Source organism: Paraprevotella sp. (genome assembly GCF_986071375.1).
The window spans coordinates 135785-154171 of record NZ_CFQRNQ010000005.1 but is presented as its reverse complement, the minus strand read 5'-3'; the positions used below and the strand labels follow the sequence as shown (position 1 = coordinate 154171).

The window sequence follows — 18387 nt, the reverse complement described above, 5'->3', positions numbered from 1 at the left end:
TTATATTATATTTATTTTAAATATCTTTGTGGTCGATTAAGCTAAACAAATGGTCAAAAAGACGTATTGGCATTATTTAGATTCAGAAATAACTTCAAAACATTATTAATTATGAACAAACGAAGACTCATCAAGGCATCGTTATGGACAACCGCCTTATCTCCGTTCTTCTTCGCATCTTGCGTGGATGACAGTTATGACCTCACCAAGGACATTGACATGACTATCACCGTGGGCGGAGACCTCAGCATTCCGGGTAGCGGAACGGAAGAATTCACGTTGGAAGAAATTATGGATTTGGAAGACAACAGTGTCGTAAAAGCTGACGCACAAGGGAATTATGCCCTGAACAAAGCCGATACCACAGAAACCGACGTGGAAATAGACCCCGTACATATCAACGCCCCGGCAAGTAACCCGACGACGACAACACTGTACTTCAACACACCGGCAGCCACAAGCGAAGAAGTGGAGGCCCAAGTAAACGATGTGACCACGGACTTCCTTTTCTCGAAAGACGACGTAACAACGGACATCGTGTCGCTCACTTCCACCGATGTGGATTTCACGGCCTATCTGACCCTTAGTTTCAGCCAGACAAGCCAAAACGTGGAGGTCATCACCCTGAAAAAGGGATTCTCCATAGAAATGGAATTGGAAGGCCAGACACAACCCAACGGTTTCGTTTTTGAATTGGACAATACGGGAAATTATGGTATCAAAGAAGGAGAAGACCAGACCATAGAATTCCTGCAGGATCAAGAAATCCGCAAAGGTATGACACTGAAAATTCCTGTATATTTCAAGCGCATCCAAAATTTCCCCGACGGCCAAGGAATATACGAACCGGGACATTTCAAACTGCAAACGCATGTCATAGCTAACGGTACGGCCACAACCCCCGGAATTCCGGCCGGAAACATCCAAGTAGACCTGATTACCGACACGGAAGTGCCCGACATCACGTTGCAGAGTGTAACGGGTATCGTTGACCCGAAAATTGACATCAACGTAGACCCGATCACCGTAGAAGGTGTACCTGATTTCTTGAAGGATGACGTAAACTTAGACCTGACGAACCCGTACATCAAACTGAGGCTTGAGAACGGAAGCCCGGCTGACGTAAATTTGAAGGCACGCATGACATGGACCAAAGACGGTGTCTTCAACGAAGGTTTCCAAATCGGTACGGACTTGGGCAGTACACCTACGGACCAAACCATCACACTTGCAGGAAGTGCAACTTCGGAATATTATCTCTCACGTATCAATATGGAGAATTTGCCCGCAGGCGCCAAGAATATTGTATTAGGTGACAACCTGTATGAACTGATACGCACCATTCCTGATGAAATCAAACTTACGGACGTAGAAGCCAAGGCACTGCAACACGACACGGAAGTGGAACTCGGCAACGATGGTGCCTATTACGAAGTAAACACCATTTACGAACTGAATGCCCCGCTGCAATTCGGAAACGAACTGAACATAGTTTATAAAGATACCATTAACGATTGGGGCGGTGACCTGGAAGACATCACCATCAAAAAAGCCATCGTAGAAATGGATGCCTTGAACGGTATTCCACTCAACTTCAAGCTTAATGCACAAGCCATAGACCGGAACGGCAACGTATATCCCAACGTAACGGTTAATCCGGTCAAAAACACGATTGCCCCGGGTCTGAAACTGACAGGCGAAAATGGTGAAACAGCTACCGAGAGTCCCATACAATTGGAGATCGTATGCGAAAGCGGAGACATGAAAGACCTTGACGGACTGATTGTCAATTTCACGGCCGACATGGAAGGTGTCAACCAAAATGCCACGCTGAACAAAGGCATGACCCTGAAGCTTTCCAATATCCGCATCCGCATCAAAGACGGAGTAACGGTAGACTTGAACTAATATCTCATTTTTATAACGGAATAAAATTATGAAAAGAAGAAATAAAATCGCAGCAGCCCTGCTTTTTGCGGTGTCCTTACCCACGGTATCTACTTTGGCACAAAACAGTTTGCGTTCGGCCTATTTCCTTGAAGGCTACACCTACCGCCACCAGATGAACCCGGCATTCGCCAATGAACGTAACTACATAAGTATGCCCCTCATCCCATTAGGTAATTTCAACGTAGGCCTACAATCCACTGTCGGAGTGAAGGATTTCATCCATAAACTCCCCGACGGAAGCCTCACCACGTTCCTCAACGACCACGTGGATGCCGGAGAGTTCTTAGATGGATTGAAAAACCGCAACCGCCTGAACTTAGACCTTGATATGACCATTCTGTCTTTCGGTTTCCATAAATGGGGAGGATTCAACACATTCGACCTTTCCGTAAAGAGCGGTACGCGTATGAACCTTCCCAAGGATTTATTCGAATTCGCTAAGGTAGGCATGGCTAATGGGAACAGCGAATATACTCTCGAAGACATGGGTATCTATTCTAACAACTATGCGGAAATCGCTTTCGGACACTCACGTAAAATCATGGACAAACTGACAGTGGGAGCCAAAGTAAAATTCCTTTTGGGCATATATAACGCAGACTTCCACGTCAACGACATGAAACTGACCTTGACCGATGACAAATGGGCCGTGTCTGGAAATGGTGAATTTTCTTCCGCCGGCATCGTGGACATTCCGACCAAAACTAAACTCAAGGATGTAGTAGACGAGAACACGGGAGCCGTAGTAGGACAGAAAGAGGAAGAAGAACTCGACTTTGACAACATCGAAACGGGCAACGCCATCGGTGGTTTCGGCATGGCATTCGACTTCGGTGCCACATACCAATTACGCGAAGATTTGGAATTGTCCATGGCCGTACTCGACTTAGGATGGATAAGTTACAAGAATGCCACACAGGCTACCATGGCCGCCGAGCCTTGGGAGTTCGACGGTTTCCATGACATTCCGTTCGATTCGGACAAAGCGGCTCCGGGTATGTCTATCGAAGACCAAATAGACAATCTGACAGATGATTTGGAAGACTTGTTCCAAATGAAGGCGCAAGGTACAAAAAAGCATACGCGTGCTTTGGGAGCCACACTGAACATAGGTGCACTTTACACTTTCCCATACTATGATAAGCTGAAATTCGGCTTTTTGGAATCGACTCGTATCAATGGACGTTATTCTTGGTCCGAAGGCCGTTTCTCGGCCAACGTGGCTCCGGTGAAGTGCTTCGATGCCTCCATCAGCTACGCCATTTCATCTTTCGGTTCGTCTTTCGGATGGGTGGCCAACTACCACGGAAAAGGATTCAGTCTCTTCTTGGGTAGCAACCACCAGTTCTTCAAGGTGACTCCGCAATTCATTCCGGTGGGAAATGCCAACATGAACATCAGTATCGGTATCAACTTCCCGTTCGGAGACATCAAGTCCTTGTAACTTTCGATAAAAATCCTTTATAAAAGCCTGCCCGTGCCTTTCGTTACCGGCACGGGCAGGCTTTCTTCTCTTCTCCGCAACCTCAAGAGCTAAGTTCTGGACAACAGTCCCACAAACAATACTATTCAAAAGATATATTCCTCAACTCTTCCCGCTTTGTTTCCTCAGGCCTCATTTGGAGTAACCGAAGCAATTCACCGCTACTTACAGCGGTCTTCGGATTGAAATCACCGGATGCCATATAATCCAACATGCTGCGATACAACTGACGTACTTCAGGCTTGTCATCCACCGCCTCAAGATCCGACATGCACACCAGCAATTTCCCTTTCCCTACCGCCAGTTCGAATATCAGCCCCAACTTATGGTTCCGCTCGATATTGTCGATAACCTGTACGATGGGACGGTAGCCCTTCGGAAAAAGATCCAGAATCAAGGGATAACTCTGCTTCACAATAGGGAACCATTGCCAATTCGTATGGAAATCCGTAGGAAAGGAACGGAACAACGGATGGCTGGGGTCGGTCAGCATCCCCATCGTCCCAGGAGAGACCGGTTTCCGGTTGTTGCGGCTGATGGTCTCAAACATCCTGTAATTCCAATAGTCGGTCTGGAACAACCCGCCTACCGTTTGGGAGGCATAGCGGTCCCGTTCGGGAAACCATAATACCTTCCCGCCGTTTTCCAATGCCGAAAGCACATGGCCGTCCAACCGTTTGACCACCGTGATGCCCGGATGGCTTTCTTCCGCGCTCCGGTTTTCGGGATAGAACCAAAGCGGATAAGTATTTTTATAGTCCGTACCTTCTATGGCCAATTCCAGATTCAACCTCCTCGCCTTGCCGGTCACAGGAATCGGCTGCCGGATATCTCCGACCTCCAGCAATCCCCGTCCGGAAGAAACTATAGGGCACACGCCCTTCCCGGCAACGTGCCCTTGTTCGTCCCTCAACGTCCATGCCAATTCGGTTCCCTGCAAAGAACGTGCGCCATAATGGGCGACCTTCACCCGGGCCGTCAACGTCTCTCCCTCCGTCCAACAGAATTTTTCCGTCAGCAACAAGGGAACCACTTCATTGCAAAATCCCCTCCAACGCTCAGGTGAAACCAGTCCCTTGCTGTCCATAAAAGCATCCAAGATACCGACATAAGCCGAACCCTGCCCCGGATAATCCTGCAAATCCAACAACTGGAAGCCGGCCAGTCCCTCCGTGCGTAAGTCCATTTCGATGTCGGCCTTGTAAAGTTCGGCTGCCCACCGCCCGGAAGCGAGAAAGAAATCTTCCGCCTGTTCCGACATCCCGGCACGAGCTAGCCTGTCCCTGAAGACTTCCATATTATAAGGGTACAAGACACCCGTGTACTTGGCTATCTCGCGATAATCGGGATACACCTGAAACTGTCCCGTCTCATGGCTCACCACCGGAACGCCCGCCCGCGCCACGGCTTCGGAAAAGTCCATCGCCGTATTGGGATAGGTATGGTTGAGAGACCCTCCGTCGTACGCATCGGCAAATGAAAACGAGCCACGGACATGCGTGTCGAGGCTCTGCGGCTTTTCACCCCCGATACGGCACGTCACCAAATAGTCCTCACCCGGAAGCTGCCCTTTGAAACCCAAGTAATTATTGGAACCGTAAGCATACAAATGCCGACGGTCTGCCTGCCGGAAAGTATCGACCAAAGATTGCATGACTTCAAAATCTCCGGACAGTTCATTGCCCAACGCGAACATGACGAAAGAAGCATGATGGCCGTATTCCTGCTGAATGCGTAAACCCTCTTCGCGCAGATACGAAATCAAACGGGTGTTGTCCTTCCCCATCCATCCCCAGAACGGCAGTTCGGCCTGCAAATATATTCCTTCGATGTCGGCGGCTTCAAAGCAGGCTTCGGGCGGACACCAGGAATGAAAACGATAGTGGTTGATACCATAGGATTTGGCCACCCGGAAATAATGCCGCCACGTCTCCACATCCATGGCCGTATGTCCTGTCAAAGGAAACACACAGGCGTCATGTTTTCCGCGCAGGAAAGTGGTCATACCGTTAATCGCGAAATGCTTTCCCTCTGCACGGAAGTCCCGCAAACCGAAATCGACGGATAGCCGGTCATACCCGGGCAGTTCGACCTCCAACCGGTACAGCGCAGGGTCGTACTCGCTCCACAACAAAGCTTCTTCGCCCAACGGGAAATCGAAGTCGTATTCCGCCTGCCCCTTCTCCAAACCAAACTCAAGCGGACGGACGCGATGCTCTTTCTCCGTGTTCCATGCCGTAGCGCGCACTTCCAACTGCATACGGTTCCGAATGTCTTCGGGCGAGGCCAGCCTCACTTTCAGCCGGACCGACTTTTTCTCCGCATCGGGATAAACCTGCACACCGGCCAAATGCAACGGTTCTTTCGCTTCCAAAAAAATGTCGCCGATGATACCGTTCCAATTCGTTTGTGTGGATTCCGTATAGGCATGGGAAGAGCCGAGCAACTCCGGCGGCACGGACTCACCATTGTCCACCCTGATGGCTATTTCATGTCGGCCGGGCGTGAGGACATGGCTGAGATCGTACACTTGGCGTACGGAAATGCCGTCCCGGCCTCCGGCTTCCTTGCCGTCCACCCATACGCGGGTGGGCTTCGTACGTTCCAAAGTCAGTGTCACGACTTTGTTTTTCCAACTTTCCGGTATGTCCACCACTTTCTTATACCAAGCCTTGCCCACATAAGCGTGCAACCGTGTGAGATAAGTGGTTTCTTCCGTCCTTGTGGGCCGGAATCCTTTTCGATTCGTGTCTGTCGTACCCGGAAGCATCACTTCCTCAGCAAACGGTGCTGTGGCAAAACCGCTTTCTTCCCCGTTTCCCCTGACATCCAACTTGAATGCCCATTTGCCTTGCAAGTCCATCCGTTGGCGTTGGGGAAACATCGCGCACGAAAAAAGCACGGCCCATACCCATGCACACATCCTTTTCTTCATCATGTCTTTTTAATGGTTTAGGTTTATCGTAAGGCAAAGGTAAGAAAATCCAAATTGTCCAGTTATATCCCACCCTGCACTTTTTACCGAAAACTCGGGATGTCGGATACGTAATCCTTAGGTAAGGCTTCCGAAGTCAGCTCTACCCACACAGGTTCATCCCATCCTTCCACGTCGAAGCGTAAACGGATTGTCCCTACCTTCCGGGTAGACTGCACAATGGCCATGGCACGCCCGAAATACGTCTTGTCTTCATGGGAAGTGAAAGGAGTCTTACGCCGCAAGTCACTGCTGATGAATCCCACTAAACGGCCCTCGCCCTCAATGGAGGCTTTCACCCGGCGGTCTGCATGCTGCACGAGTGTTCCGTCTTGGTCCAACAACTCCACCTGTACATAACTCAAATCTTGCCCGTCGGCCATCAATTTTCCACGGTCGGCTATGGCTTTCAACCTCACGGCATCGCCTGCCGTACGTATTTCATGCACAGCCACCGTATCCGTCCCGTTAATGCCTTTAGCCACAAGCGTCCCACGCCGGTAAGGCAGGCACCACGTTATCGTATGGTTCGGGTAATCCGCCGTCCGGCGTACGCCCATCTCGTTGCCGTTGTGGAACAGAGCCACACGCTCGCAGTTGGTCGTGGTGTTTACTTCGATGACCAAACCCTCGTAAGCGCGGGGGAAATTCCATATCGCCGCCATGTTCGGCCATTGCCAAAGGTCACGCCCGTGGTCGATGTCGAGCGCATTGTCTCGTACGGCGATACGCACCATCGGTTCGTCGTTCCACATCGCCCGATGGAAAGCCGCGCGCGGCTTTTCCACCATGCAAATGTCGAAAAGTCCCGCAGGCCAACCGTGGCTCGGCCAACCGGCTTCACCGATGTAGTCCGTACCGGTCCAAAGGAAACCGCCCGCGATAAAATCGTTCTCGGCAATGATATTCCAGGGATTGTTCGTGTCGTAACTACGGATATTCCCTTCCGCCCCGCAGTAATAAGGCAACTCCTCCGTCACTAAAAAGCGACGCTCGGGAAATTTCTTATGGTCGGAAAGCATACGTGCCTCCAGATAATTGTAGCCCACGACATCGGTCACTCCGGAAAACTTCTCGTTATGGCGGTTCTGTGCCGCAAGGCAAACCTGCCGCGACGGTTCGAACCCGTGCACGAAGTCCTGCAACATAGCCGCCCGTCGGCATCCCGTATCCGCCCCGTCCCATGCTTCCTGCAATTCATTGCCGATGCTCCATAATACGACACAGGGATGGTTGCGGTCGCGCACCAGCATGTTCTTCAAGTCCTCCTGCCACCACGCATCGAAATACTGCGCATAATAGCCGGACTTCCACTTGTCGAACGCCTCGTCGATAACCACAAACCCCATGCGGTCGCAAAGGTCGAGAAACTCCGGCGAGGGTTGGTTGTGGCTGCACCGGATGGCATTCACTCCGTACTCCTTGCAAATCTCCAATTTGCGTTCCATGGAACGCAAAGGCAGTGCCGTCCCCAAAGAGGCATCGTCTTGGTGCAAACAGAAACCTTTCAACTTCAAGGGCTTCCCGTTAAGCAGGAAACCACGGTCGGGAGTGAACTCGCACGTACGCACGCCGAATACCGTTTCGTAGGTATCGACCAGTTTGCGCCCGTCATATACTGCAGTATGCAAAGTATAAAGATAAGGATGTTCCGTGTCCCACAACTGCGGACGGGGGATTTTGAGCGTATGCTCTGTGTCAGCCGTCTGCCCGGCAGCCACTTGCAAGGCTTGCTTGCCGGATTGCACCACTGTACGTCCCTCTCCGTCCGTAATCTGTTGGCGGACGGACAAAGTCTTGGTACGCTCCGCCTCGTTCGCCACCGACGTACGGACACGAACCTCCGCCCGTTCCGCCGTCACCACCGGAGTCGTGACGTAAGTCCCGTAAGAAGCCACATGCACCTCGGCTGTTTTCACCAACCAGGCATGGCGGTAAATTCCCGCACCGGTGTACCAACGTGCCACGCTGTCGTGTTCCAATGGATTGTTTACCCGAACGGCCAACACGTTTTCAGCTCCATAATTTAAATAAGGTGTAAGATTGTACTCCAGATAACAGAAACCGTAGGGACGGAATCCCAAATGATGCCCGTTCACATACACGTCGCTACGGCTGTATATGCCGTCGAACAGCACGGCGATACGCCTTCCTTTGTCCTCTTTGTCCACCCGAAACGTCTTCCGGTACCAACCGATGCCGCCAGGCAAATGCCCGTTGCTTCCGCTCAACTTCGGATTGAAACCCTGAGAAATGCTCCAGTCGTGCGGCAACTGCACGTCTTGCCATCCGGCTTCCGATACTTGCATACCGGCGTTTGCCCGGTCGTCGGCATTCAGGATGAACTTCCAATCGAAATCAAAATTCTCTTTTTCCCTCACACGATCGCGGGCTACGGCCATGCATGGCCAAACCACCGCTAACGCCAGTATCCACCGGCTCCACGCTTTCTTCTTCATCATACGTTTTCAAGTTTTTCATGATTCTCGCAGCAAAGTTAGGAAAATCCCAAGCAAGGGGCTTTATCGCATGTTACCAATCTTTGCCCTGAAAAAGCTTTTTCAAGGTCTATGTTACATACGCAAAAATATATGTTATACAAAAGAAAAGGATGTTACTTGTACGAAAGTATCCGCTATTGGAGCGAAAATGCGACAGGCTGAAAATACGTAACTTTGCTTGTCATCAAGAAAAACAGATGAACCATGGGACTTACCCTGCAAACTTTAAAACCAAAAACACATGAAAAGAACGATTACCCTCTTGTATGCAACGGCCCTCACGGGATGCATACCGCTTTGCGCACAGCGTACGGCCAACGTAAACCTCGACTCCGAAACGAGATACCAAAAAATAGACGGATTCGGAGGCTGCGGAATGAACGGACAATGGGCTGACGTCTACACCCAAGAACAAGTGGACCGGTTGTGGGGACCGGACGGAATGGGCTACAACATCATGCGTATCCGTATCAACCCCGACGAAAGTAACTGGAAGAGTTACGTGAACGCTGTCAAATGGGCCAAGGCACACGGTGCCATCGTTTTTGCCAGCCCGTGGACACCTCCCTTCCGTTTCAAGGTCGGTGCCGAACAGACGTGGGGAGAATCCTCTAACCACGGACATATCAATACGGACAGCATCGACTCATACGCCCGATGGTTGGAACGTTACCGCCAGTTCATGGAAGACCAGGGAGCGGCCATAGACATCCTATCCGTCCAAAACGAAAGCGACTACGACCCGGAAGGATACGAAGGCTGCCTCTATACCGTCGACGAAATGACCCACATGGTGACAGCCTTACGCCAACACCTTTCACCGGAATGCAAGGTCATGGCACCGGAATGCTTCGGATGGGACAGCCACAAATACAACCGGGATTTAGTAAGATCGGCGGCCATGCGCAACAGCATCGACATCTGGGGTAACCATATCTACGGTGTCAATGACATGACCTACGTGGACTACGTGCGCAACCTGACGAAGCGCCCCATGTGGATGACTGAATATATATTCGATGAAGACAAGGTGGGCACATGGGAAAGTGCCTGCGATTTCCAGGAACAGATAGACAGTTGCATGCGGGCCGGCTTCAGTGCCTACGTTTACTACAATATGATAAACCACATGTTCGGCGACGGGAAAGGAGGTGGCAACGCTTCGGAATTAAGTACTTTCGCCTACGTGCTAGGGCATTATGCCCGATATGCAACCGGAATGACGCGCATCAAATCCTCATTCTCCGACAAAGGAAAAACTCCGGTCAACGGTTCGGCATACGTCAGTGAGAACGGCGACACCCTCAGTCTGTTCGTCCTCAACCGCTCTTCCGAACCAGTAAAGTTGAAAGCAAACCTCCCGTTTGAAAGCCGGCAGGTATACGCCGTTCTGACGAACGCCACGCGCAACCGCTTCGTGCAAGACGTAAGCACACAATATGCGGGAACGGCCTCACCGGAAATCGACCTACTCGGAAACGCTTTCTATACCCTGCAATTTATCCGGACGGAAGCAGAGACACCCGAACCGAGTGAACCTACCGTCATGGAAGCCTACAAGAAAACAACCGAGGTGAACCCGCTCAACCCCTACCGTTTCTGTGCCGACCCGACATCCGTCGAATATGAAGGGCGCCTCTATGTGTACGGAACGAACGACCAACAGGAATTCGACGCGACAGGAGGCCTGACCTCCAACACTTACGGAAAGATCCGTTCCTTGGTCATGATGTCTACGGAGGATTTGGTCAACTGGACTTACCACGGCACCATAGATATGACGACCGTCTGCGGGCAATGGCTGAACGCTTCGTGGGCACCTTCAATCGTCTCCCGTGAAGAAGCCGACGGGAAAACCCATTTCTATCTATATTTCTCCAATAGCGGAGGAGGCGTAGGCGTCATTACCTCCACTTCTCCTCTGGGGCCATGGACCGACCCGCTCGGCAAAAACCTCATTTCCGGCAGCACACCCGGACTCGGCCTTTGCAGTACACCTTTCGACCCGGGTGTCGTCATCGACAACGACGGTACGGGGTGGTTGGCCTTCGGCGGCGGAAACCCGAACGCGGAAGGAACGGAACTCATGCCGGGCAATGCCCGTATCGTACGCCTCGGTAAGGACATGATTTCGCTTGACAGTGACATCATGCCGATTCCTGCGCCTTATCATTTCGAAGCCAACGAACTGAACGTGATGGGCGGAAAACTGGTCTATTCCTATTGTACCAGTTGGCGCGAACGTACGAACTGGCCTTCATACGGCGGTATCTCTGAAGCTCCTTCGGCATGCAGTATATGTTACATGACGACCGACACGCCCCTTGCCCCGGACAGTTGGACCTACAAAGGAGAATACTTCGCCAACCCCGGCACATTCGGCTACCCGTACGGTAACAACCATTCACACCTGCAAAAATTCAGTAATGCTTATTACCTTCTTTACCACACGCAAGGATTGGAACAACAAATGGCCATCAACGGAGGTTACCGTAGCATAGCCATGAACAGATGTACCGTAGTGGAACGCTCGCAACGCATCAATGCCGTGACGGCTTCTCCGACCGGCGTTATGCAACTCACGGCCAAACGTGTAAACCCGTTCATCCTCCAACAAGCGGAAAACTTGTGCACGGCAGCCGGAGTGAGTGCCGAAAGCTACGGGAAAACGGGCAATACCCGTATCACTATCCCACAATCCGGAGGTTGGACCATGGTAAAAGGTGTCATGTTCGGCACGGAGTGCATCAAAAAGTTCACGGCAAACCTGCAAGGGGAAGGCACGTTGGAAATCCGTCTGGACGACATAGAAACCGAACCCGTGGCCACCCTCGACTTCTCCACACCGGAGGCCACAGAAGTATCCGTCGACTGTCCCACACCTATTACCGGATCGCATGACGTGTATTTCCTTTTCACGGAAACACGGGGCGAAGTGAAGTTCGACACATGGCAGTTTGCCGGGAAAGGTTCCGATGCCATCACAAATACCGAAATGGAAGACAGAACTCCCGTACGGTATGAATATTACCACCCCAACGGTATGCGTCTTACAGAACAACCCGCCACAGGCATGTATATCCGTAAGACGTATTACAGTGACGGAAGCGTGAAAACCGACAAGAAACTCTCCGAACATTAAAAAAGGAATGCAGATGCAAAAATAACGGGTGCGCCGCTAACGCACCCGTTATTTTTGCACTTAAGAAACCGGAAACGGTATCCGGAAGCAAACACCTTATTTATTCCCCATTACCACAAAAGAACGGGAGAATACCACGTTATAGGTCTTGACCATCCCCTGATAGTCGAACGTCACCACGGCTGTCTCTGCATCCGGACGAGCCTGCTTGACTTCCACTTTCACGTCCTTATTATCGGAAGATGCCGACACCTTAGGCAGACGGGCAGTCTCGGAAGGAAGCACGTATACCACTTCATACGTCCCGTAGCCGGTTATGCCATTGGCATTGGTGGAACGTACCGGAGTCTTAGGCAATTCAATAGCCTTCCCGTCCACCGATATGCTGACAGAAGGTACGACCGGACGGGCTATCTTCTTCCCGACCGAACTGAATCCCAACCCTGTCAAGTCGAAAAGTTCCTCTCCACTGCCTCCTTCTGCCACCAAATAAATAGCATGCTTCCGACCCAGTCCGTCCACATGGGCCGAGACATCCACAGTAAACTGTGTGACTTCCTGCGCCGAACCGGCTGGTACCTGGATTTCTCCTATCTTCTTGCCTTTCCACGTAGCGTTGTCCCAAGGACCATCCATCCATACGTTTACTTTGAAAGCTTTGGACGTTCTTGGGGTCAGGAAAAGATTGAAAACCGTCTGGTTTCCTTTCTTCGTCCCCTCAAAGGCTTTCAAACCCAACTGGTCCTTTTTCAAACCTCCGAAACCAAAATATTTATATCCGATGATATTTCCGTTTTTCACACCGACAATCGGGGCATGGTTGTCCCAAATGTCCCAAGCATCTTGCTGAAGACGTATATCCGACAAGTAACAGGCGATACCGGCAGAATAGTATTGGTAAGGGTCAAGCCCGAAGATGTGGAAACCTTCCGACGTGACTTCCGCCCCTTTGTATTCGTTACCTTGTTTGTCCTTGGCCGTCCACACATGGTTCTTGGCATACGGGTCGTAAGCCCGGATGGAGACTTTGCCTCCCTTGGCTACCGGCTTCTCATCCCATTCCACCTGAATGGGGGCTACCATGGCCTGACGCGCAAAACCGAATCCGCGCGGCGGACGGTGGTAGAACACGTACCATTGTCCGTTAATTTGCTCAATACTCCCATGCGTATTGTGCCCGGCATTGGTGGTCTGCAAACGTGAACCGTCTTCGTTCAGCACCGGAGCGCGGGAATCTACCAAGACCCCACCGCTCTTCCAAGGTCCCAACGGGCTATCCCCATAAGCATAACGCAAAGTGGAATTGGAATTTCCTATGCCGTAATCAGGGCCGGAATATCCGCTATATATCGTCACATATTTGTTTCCCACCTTACGAATGGAAGAAGCCTCGAAGAAGTTGAAAGCCTTGGGATCCTGCCCTTCAAAAAGACAAGGATATTCAGTACCTTCCGGATCACGGACACCTCCCTGCGGAGTACCGGCAGGCATGAAATACGGAATCACCTCCGTACCCGGCCGCACGGAATACATCGTATTCGGGTCAAGCTGTGCTGCCGACGAACGTTGGAAGCCCCAATAACCGTATGCACGGAAGCCGATTTCGTAGTCGGGGTCTTTCGGGTCGGTGATTTGCTCCACATAAATAGACGGGTCGAAACCCAAGATGCTGCCCGGTAAAGTCTTGGTGCCGTCGGCATTCAAATTTATAGGTTTGAAAGGCCCGTCGGGACGGTCGCTCTTAGTCACCATCGCTTCCCGGTTACGCCCACGGCTGTGCGGATACAGGTAGTATTCCTTCTTTCCATCCCGGCGGCGCACTTCCACCAAGTCAGGCGCATACATCACGTCCCACTGTCCTTCAATGGGATAAGTAAAGATAGGGCCTTCGTCACGCCAACTGGACAAATCCTCTACCGGTGCCGACCACATCCGGATGTCCGGCCCACAATAACTGTTCATCCGCAAATCGTGGGAACCAATGATGTAAGCGCGGTATTTCCCGGGATTGTCCGGATCTTCAAACACGCGCGGCTCACCATCGGGCAAATGTTCCCACAACGGCAAATAAGGGTTTCCCGCCCCATGAAACACATACTCCTGTGCATCCGGTTGCCCGAACGCATCCACACCTACGGTCAAAGAACAGCATGCGGCAGCACACCACAATGCCACCCAATGGCCTCTTCCCAAAATCATTTTCTTTTTTTCCATTGATTTTATCTTGTTTAATATCTGGAAAGAAAACGGCTAAACATCCTGTTTAGTACCGTTTCTTTCCAGAAAAATTCATCGTTTTAATATCTTATCCACCTTGACCGTGCCATCCGACAGGTAACTGCGGCGAATGATTACTCCTGTCATGCTATCGCCCGGAAGTACCCTACGGCCTGACAAGTCGAAGAACTCTTCTCGCTCCACCGTTGCCGTAGTTTCCTCGGCCGAGTAAATTCCGTTCTCCACACCCTCGTCATACGTAATGCCCTCGAACGATATGTCATCTATGAGGAAATTACCTTGGGATGCCGCCAAGCCCCATACATATTGTGTGGCTCCCTGTTGGAATTCACCACCTTCATCCGTGGTGGAAGTCCCCAGATGCCAGGTTTCCCCGTCGGTAGAGTACTCTATTTTCAAAGTCACCTTGGAAGAACCCGAAACCGAAGCCCGGTACCAAATGCTTTTGCCCGAAGCCGCCTGCAAGGATACGCTCGCGCTGTTGAACATGTTCAATTGCTTGGAAGACGTGGACTTGTAAATGCGGAAGTCGGTAACCGTACCGTGGTTGTACACATTCATATAATAACCGGCCATGATACCCGGAGTATACCCCTGGTTGGCGTTCCCTATCGTGAGCGTGTCACCGCGAAGAAGCACTCCGTTCTTGTAATCGCCCGATGAAGTCACGACCTGCCGCCACGTCACGCTGTAATCCGTACTTTTGCGTGTAAACCGCTCCAAATCCAACACTCCGGTGCCGTTCGCACTCGGTGCCGTGTACACCCGTAACATCTTGCTCGTACGGTTCTCCGAATCCGTATAGTTCGACACCCCTGCCGTACAAAGGTTGCCCACGCCACGGGTAATCCCCTCGGCCGGTGGATTGGAAGCCCCGGAAGAAACGGCATCATCCTCGAAATCATAATACGTGACATAATTGGCAGGAGTCACGCTCCCTTTCAGGTTCACCTTGCGTTCTTCCATATAAGAAGTAGCGATGGTCATCACGTCCTCGTAGTCATCCACGGCCATCTCCGGTTTCAGACGGACGAATACACGCACGGCACCTTGCTCATTGGTCAAGCGGTTGGACTCAACAACCAGTGCGCCGGTATATTCACCCAAGGAGTCGAGCGAAAGCCCAAAGGCATTGCCTGCCAAAGAAATCTTCACATCACCCAACAAATCCGTTCCGCTGATTTCCAAACTGCGGATGACCGCATTCGTTCCACCATAAGTCATGTTTATGTCCTCCAAATCCGTCTGTGACATCGTAAGCCCGGTATTATGGAAACGGATGTCGTCTACCGTCATGGCTGCTTCCCAACAAAGACGTGTTTCACCACACGAGAACGTGGCATCTTCCGCAGACAGCATATTCTGCCATTGTACCCCGTCTACAGAACCGTCAAAGTATAATTTCCCATCAAGCAGCGTGGCACGGTAATATGCCATCCCCTCGGCCTTGTCTCCCTCGGCTAAAGTTTTGCCCACACGCAAAGTCCCGTCTTCGTCTTCTTCCATCACAACGAGCGATACTTTACCACCTTGCACGCGGAACAGATAACCGCCACGGAGCAACATGCCTGCATCGCCTTCCAACTGGTGCCATGACACACTATAATCCACGGCATCACGCGGGAACAACTCCAACAGGGCTTGCCCCATTCCGTCCGTACCGGCAGCATAGGCATGCAATGCCTGATTGTCTTCAATGGCAACCACGCCGGCTTCGCCTCCCATCAGGGTCAGCATTTCAGCCGCCGGGTCTGTGGCAGACGTGCCCGGTTTATCATCTTCAAAATCGTAAACATAAGCATTATCACGATTTATCTTGATACAATCCACCAATACGTTTACAGGCGTTGAAACAAACTTCAATTCCACTTCGTTCTCCCCGGCCTCCAACTCTGCCTCGACAGATGTCTCTGCCCAAACACCATTGGTGGCACGCATCGTCAGAGAATTTCGTTTGCCATTTACAATCAAATACATACGTGCACTACCATTCGGAACCTGATAACGGACGCTTATGGTATAAGTTCCATTCCGAAGCACTCTTACCGTGTCACGGATGGAAGCCGAACGGTTCGTGCCCATTTCCACGAACCCTTGGCCTTGGTAGCCCGGATAGCCATTATAATAAGCATTAGTACGGCAAGCTCCGATATTCTTGTAATCGAAAAATTCGGCTTCATACTGCAACGTACCGGCATATACGGACGGACGCTCGGGCACTTCTATTCGTGCCGGTGTCCATTCCGTCAGACGTCCGGTAGCTTTTCCCTTACACTTGATGCTCAGTTCCACCGGACCGTTATGGCCTACTACCAATGTCAGCACACCGTCTTCCCAAATCTGTTTCACTTCGCTGGCACGATGGTCGGCACGGTCATACCACTCCACGACCGGTTCCTCCGTGGCACCATAGATGCGTACCGTGTCCTCCACGTTTTCAGCTTCTACCAGATTGTTATCGTCGCTCAGGCGGTAATTGCTCATGTAAAGCGTCACACTATCCGGATATTCTTTCATCACAGTCATGGCGTATGGCGAAAAGTCCAAGGAGATGCTGTCTGCCGTATTATATAGGAAAGGTATGTTGCCCGAGGCACGTCGTTTGGAAATATAACGCGTACGTACCCCGTTCGTCGTTTGATCCTCATATTGATAGGGGTTGTAGGTCATCCATGTATTTTCCGCATGGGCTGCATAAATGTCACCAGTGTATTCCTGTGGGAACAGTTGGTTGAGTTCTTCCACCTTGGCAGCTATGTCCGGCCAACGAGTATCATATTCCGATACCTTCACCACCTGAAGTTTCTTGGCCGTATCGTCCAAAAGGTCATACACCAACGGAATCGTGGGATAACGCCCCGTGGTCTTCATCCACCATTTGTTCTCCAACCATGGATTACCGTCCGCACGGTCGCGGTCGCAATCGGGGCGGTACAGCCCGTCAAACAGCGTGGCCGGGGTCAGGTAACTGTCGAAAGTCCCGTCGTTCACATCATTTTGCAGGCAGACTTTCGTCCGGTCGATGACTTCTTCACGGGTAAGGATGCGTACTGTTCCGTCCAGAATCTTACGGAACTCATCCATCTGGATATTGACAAACTGCGGGAACCAATCCCAATTACGGCGGGTGTAGCCATCGGGGGTCACAGAAGTACCCACCTCACGGGACACGTCCGTCCAAATCAGTTCAGGGCCGTCAATGACCGTCTGCCCCGTCAGCATCACGTGCTCCATAATAGGAATTGCACCTGCCGCTTTCACGAAAGGATATAAGTCCCCATCGTTTTCCGTTGCCGGATTACCATCATCGGGCGACCATCCGCAATCGTCGAAACGGATGCCATAATTCCCGGCATAACCTCCTAAGAAAGCTCCAAGGCAATTACTCTCTATTTCATAGAACCCATGTTGCATCGTGTATTTCTCACAACAGATAAAGTGTTCGGGATGTTCCGTCAACAAACGGTTCACTTCCGGATTTCGTTTCATATAGGCAATGGGTAACATGTCGGCCGACCAATAAGCCTGCGTGAAACTCACCACCAAATAACCGCCATAGCGATGGCAAATCTTCAAGATGTCGCCGAACAACGAGAGGCGCTCCAAGAAAGAAGGCGTACCGTCTTCACCGAACCCCCAAAACTGCTCGGCGAAGTTCCAACCGAGGAAGTTGGGGTATTGGCGGAAATAATCCTCGTAGACAGAAAGGTCATGGTCGGAAAAACGGCTATGGCCTCCACTGGCGCACTGCACCATGGCCCACGCACGTTTCTGCGCACACGCCTTCAGCCAAGAACCGGCCACGGCATAGCCGTCCGCACAGACGTTGTCGGAAGCCGACAAGGAAATGTTGAACACCACGTAAGGAAGAATATCTTCCGGCACCATCTCGATGATACGTTCGGGGTCGGGATAGTTCCATGTGTCGATATGCACCAACAACATGGGCCGCTCCGGCGAGATAGGCCGTCGCAAGGGTGCATCGGCCTTGGCTTCCACCAAGCCTGCCCCAACCATCAAGACAAACGAAACGCCCGCCAAGAACGCCCGTTTGCATTTCAAATAAAATTGTTTCATAAAAGTAATTGTTTGATTTTTA

General features: G+C 51.3%; 7 protein-coding genes. 3 read left to right on the top strand and 4 right to left on the bottom strand.

The features are described from left to right. Nucleotides 1-111: 111 nt before the first annotated feature. Both AC5RDV_RS04440 and AC5RDV_RS04435 read left to right on the top strand, forming a co-directional pair. Nucleotides 112-1908, top strand: coding sequence for a hypothetical protein (locus AC5RDV_RS04440; RefSeq protein ID WP_282748049.1), 1797 nt, complete (start codon nucleotides 112-114; stop codon nucleotides 1906-1908). Between the two features lie 28 nt (nucleotides 1909-1936). Continuing rightward, complete coding sequence (locus AC5RDV_RS04435; protein WP_130892685.1) at nucleotides 1937-3394, top strand: DUF5723 family protein; 1458 nt, start codon at nucleotides 1937-1939, stop codon at nucleotides 3392-3394. 121 nt (nucleotides 3395-3515) lie between these two features. Here AC5RDV_RS04435 and AC5RDV_RS04430 read toward each other — a convergent pair whose 3' ends face one another. Beyond that, nucleotides 3516-6371 (bottom strand): DUF8487 domain-containing protein, encoded by a 2856-nt coding sequence (locus AC5RDV_RS04430; protein WP_282748050.1) that lies wholly within the window; start codon nucleotides 6369-6371, stop codon nucleotides 3516-3518. Between the two features lie 80 nt (nucleotides 6372-6451). Beyond that, on the bottom strand, nucleotides 6452-8809 hold the full coding sequence (locus AC5RDV_RS04425; protein ID WP_282748105.1) for a glycoside hydrolase family 2 TIM barrel-domain containing protein: 2358 nt from the start codon (nucleotides 8807-8809) through the stop codon (nucleotides 6452-6454). A 340-nt stretch (nucleotides 8810-9149) separates the two neighbouring features. On the opposite strand from AC5RDV_RS04425, the gene AC5RDV_RS04420 reads away from it, so the two are divergent. Continuing rightward, entirely contained in the window at nucleotides 9150-12050 is a 2901-nt protein-coding gene (locus tag AC5RDV_RS04420) for a family 43 glycosylhydrolase (protein WP_282748051.1), read from the top strand. 96 nt (nucleotides 12051-12146) lie between these two features. On the opposite strand, the gene AC5RDV_RS04415 is transcribed toward AC5RDV_RS04420, so the two are convergent. Together AC5RDV_RS04415 and AC5RDV_RS04410 are read right to left on the bottom strand one after the other, a co-directional pair. Then, on the bottom strand, nucleotides 12147-14264 hold the full coding sequence (locus AC5RDV_RS04415; protein WP_428388505.1) for a hypothetical protein: 2118 nt from the start codon (nucleotides 14262-14264) through the stop codon (nucleotides 12147-12149). Between the two features lie 75 nt (nucleotides 14265-14339). Further along, nucleotides 14340-18365, bottom strand: coding sequence for a glycoside hydrolase family 98 domain-containing protein (locus AC5RDV_RS04410; protein ID WP_282748053.1), 4026 nt, complete (start codon nucleotides 18363-18365; stop codon nucleotides 14340-14342). Nucleotides 18366-18387: the final 22 nt, after the last annotated feature.

Bases quoted from the DNA above. Each gene is read 5' to 3' on its own strand.
- AC5RDV_RS04435 (WP_130892685.1), top strand. From the start codon at position 1,937: ATGAAAAGAAGAAATAAAATCGCAGCAGCCCTGCTTTTTGCGGTGTCC.
- AC5RDV_RS04415 (WP_428388505.1), bottom strand. From the start codon at position 14,264: ATGGAAAAAAAGAAAATGATTTTGGGAAGAGGCCATTGGGTGGCATTG.
- AC5RDV_RS04425 (WP_282748105.1), bottom strand. From the start codon at position 8,809: ATGGCCGTAGCCCGCGATCGTGTGAGGGAAAAAGAGAATTTTGATTTC.
- AC5RDV_RS04440 (WP_282748049.1), top strand. From the start codon at position 112: ATGAACAAACGAAGACTCATCAAGGCATCGTTATGGACAACCGCCTTA.
- AC5RDV_RS04410 (WP_282748053.1), bottom strand. From the start codon at position 18,365: ATGAAACAATTTTATTTGAAATGCAAACGGGCGTTCTTGGCGGGCGTT.
- AC5RDV_RS04430 (WP_282748050.1), bottom strand. From the start codon at position 6,371: ATGATGAAGAAAAGGATGTGTGCATGGGTATGGGCCGTGCTTTTTTCG.
- AC5RDV_RS04420 (WP_282748051.1), top strand. From the start codon at position 9,150: ATGAAAAGAACGATTACCCTCTTGTATGCAACGGCCCTCACGGGATGC.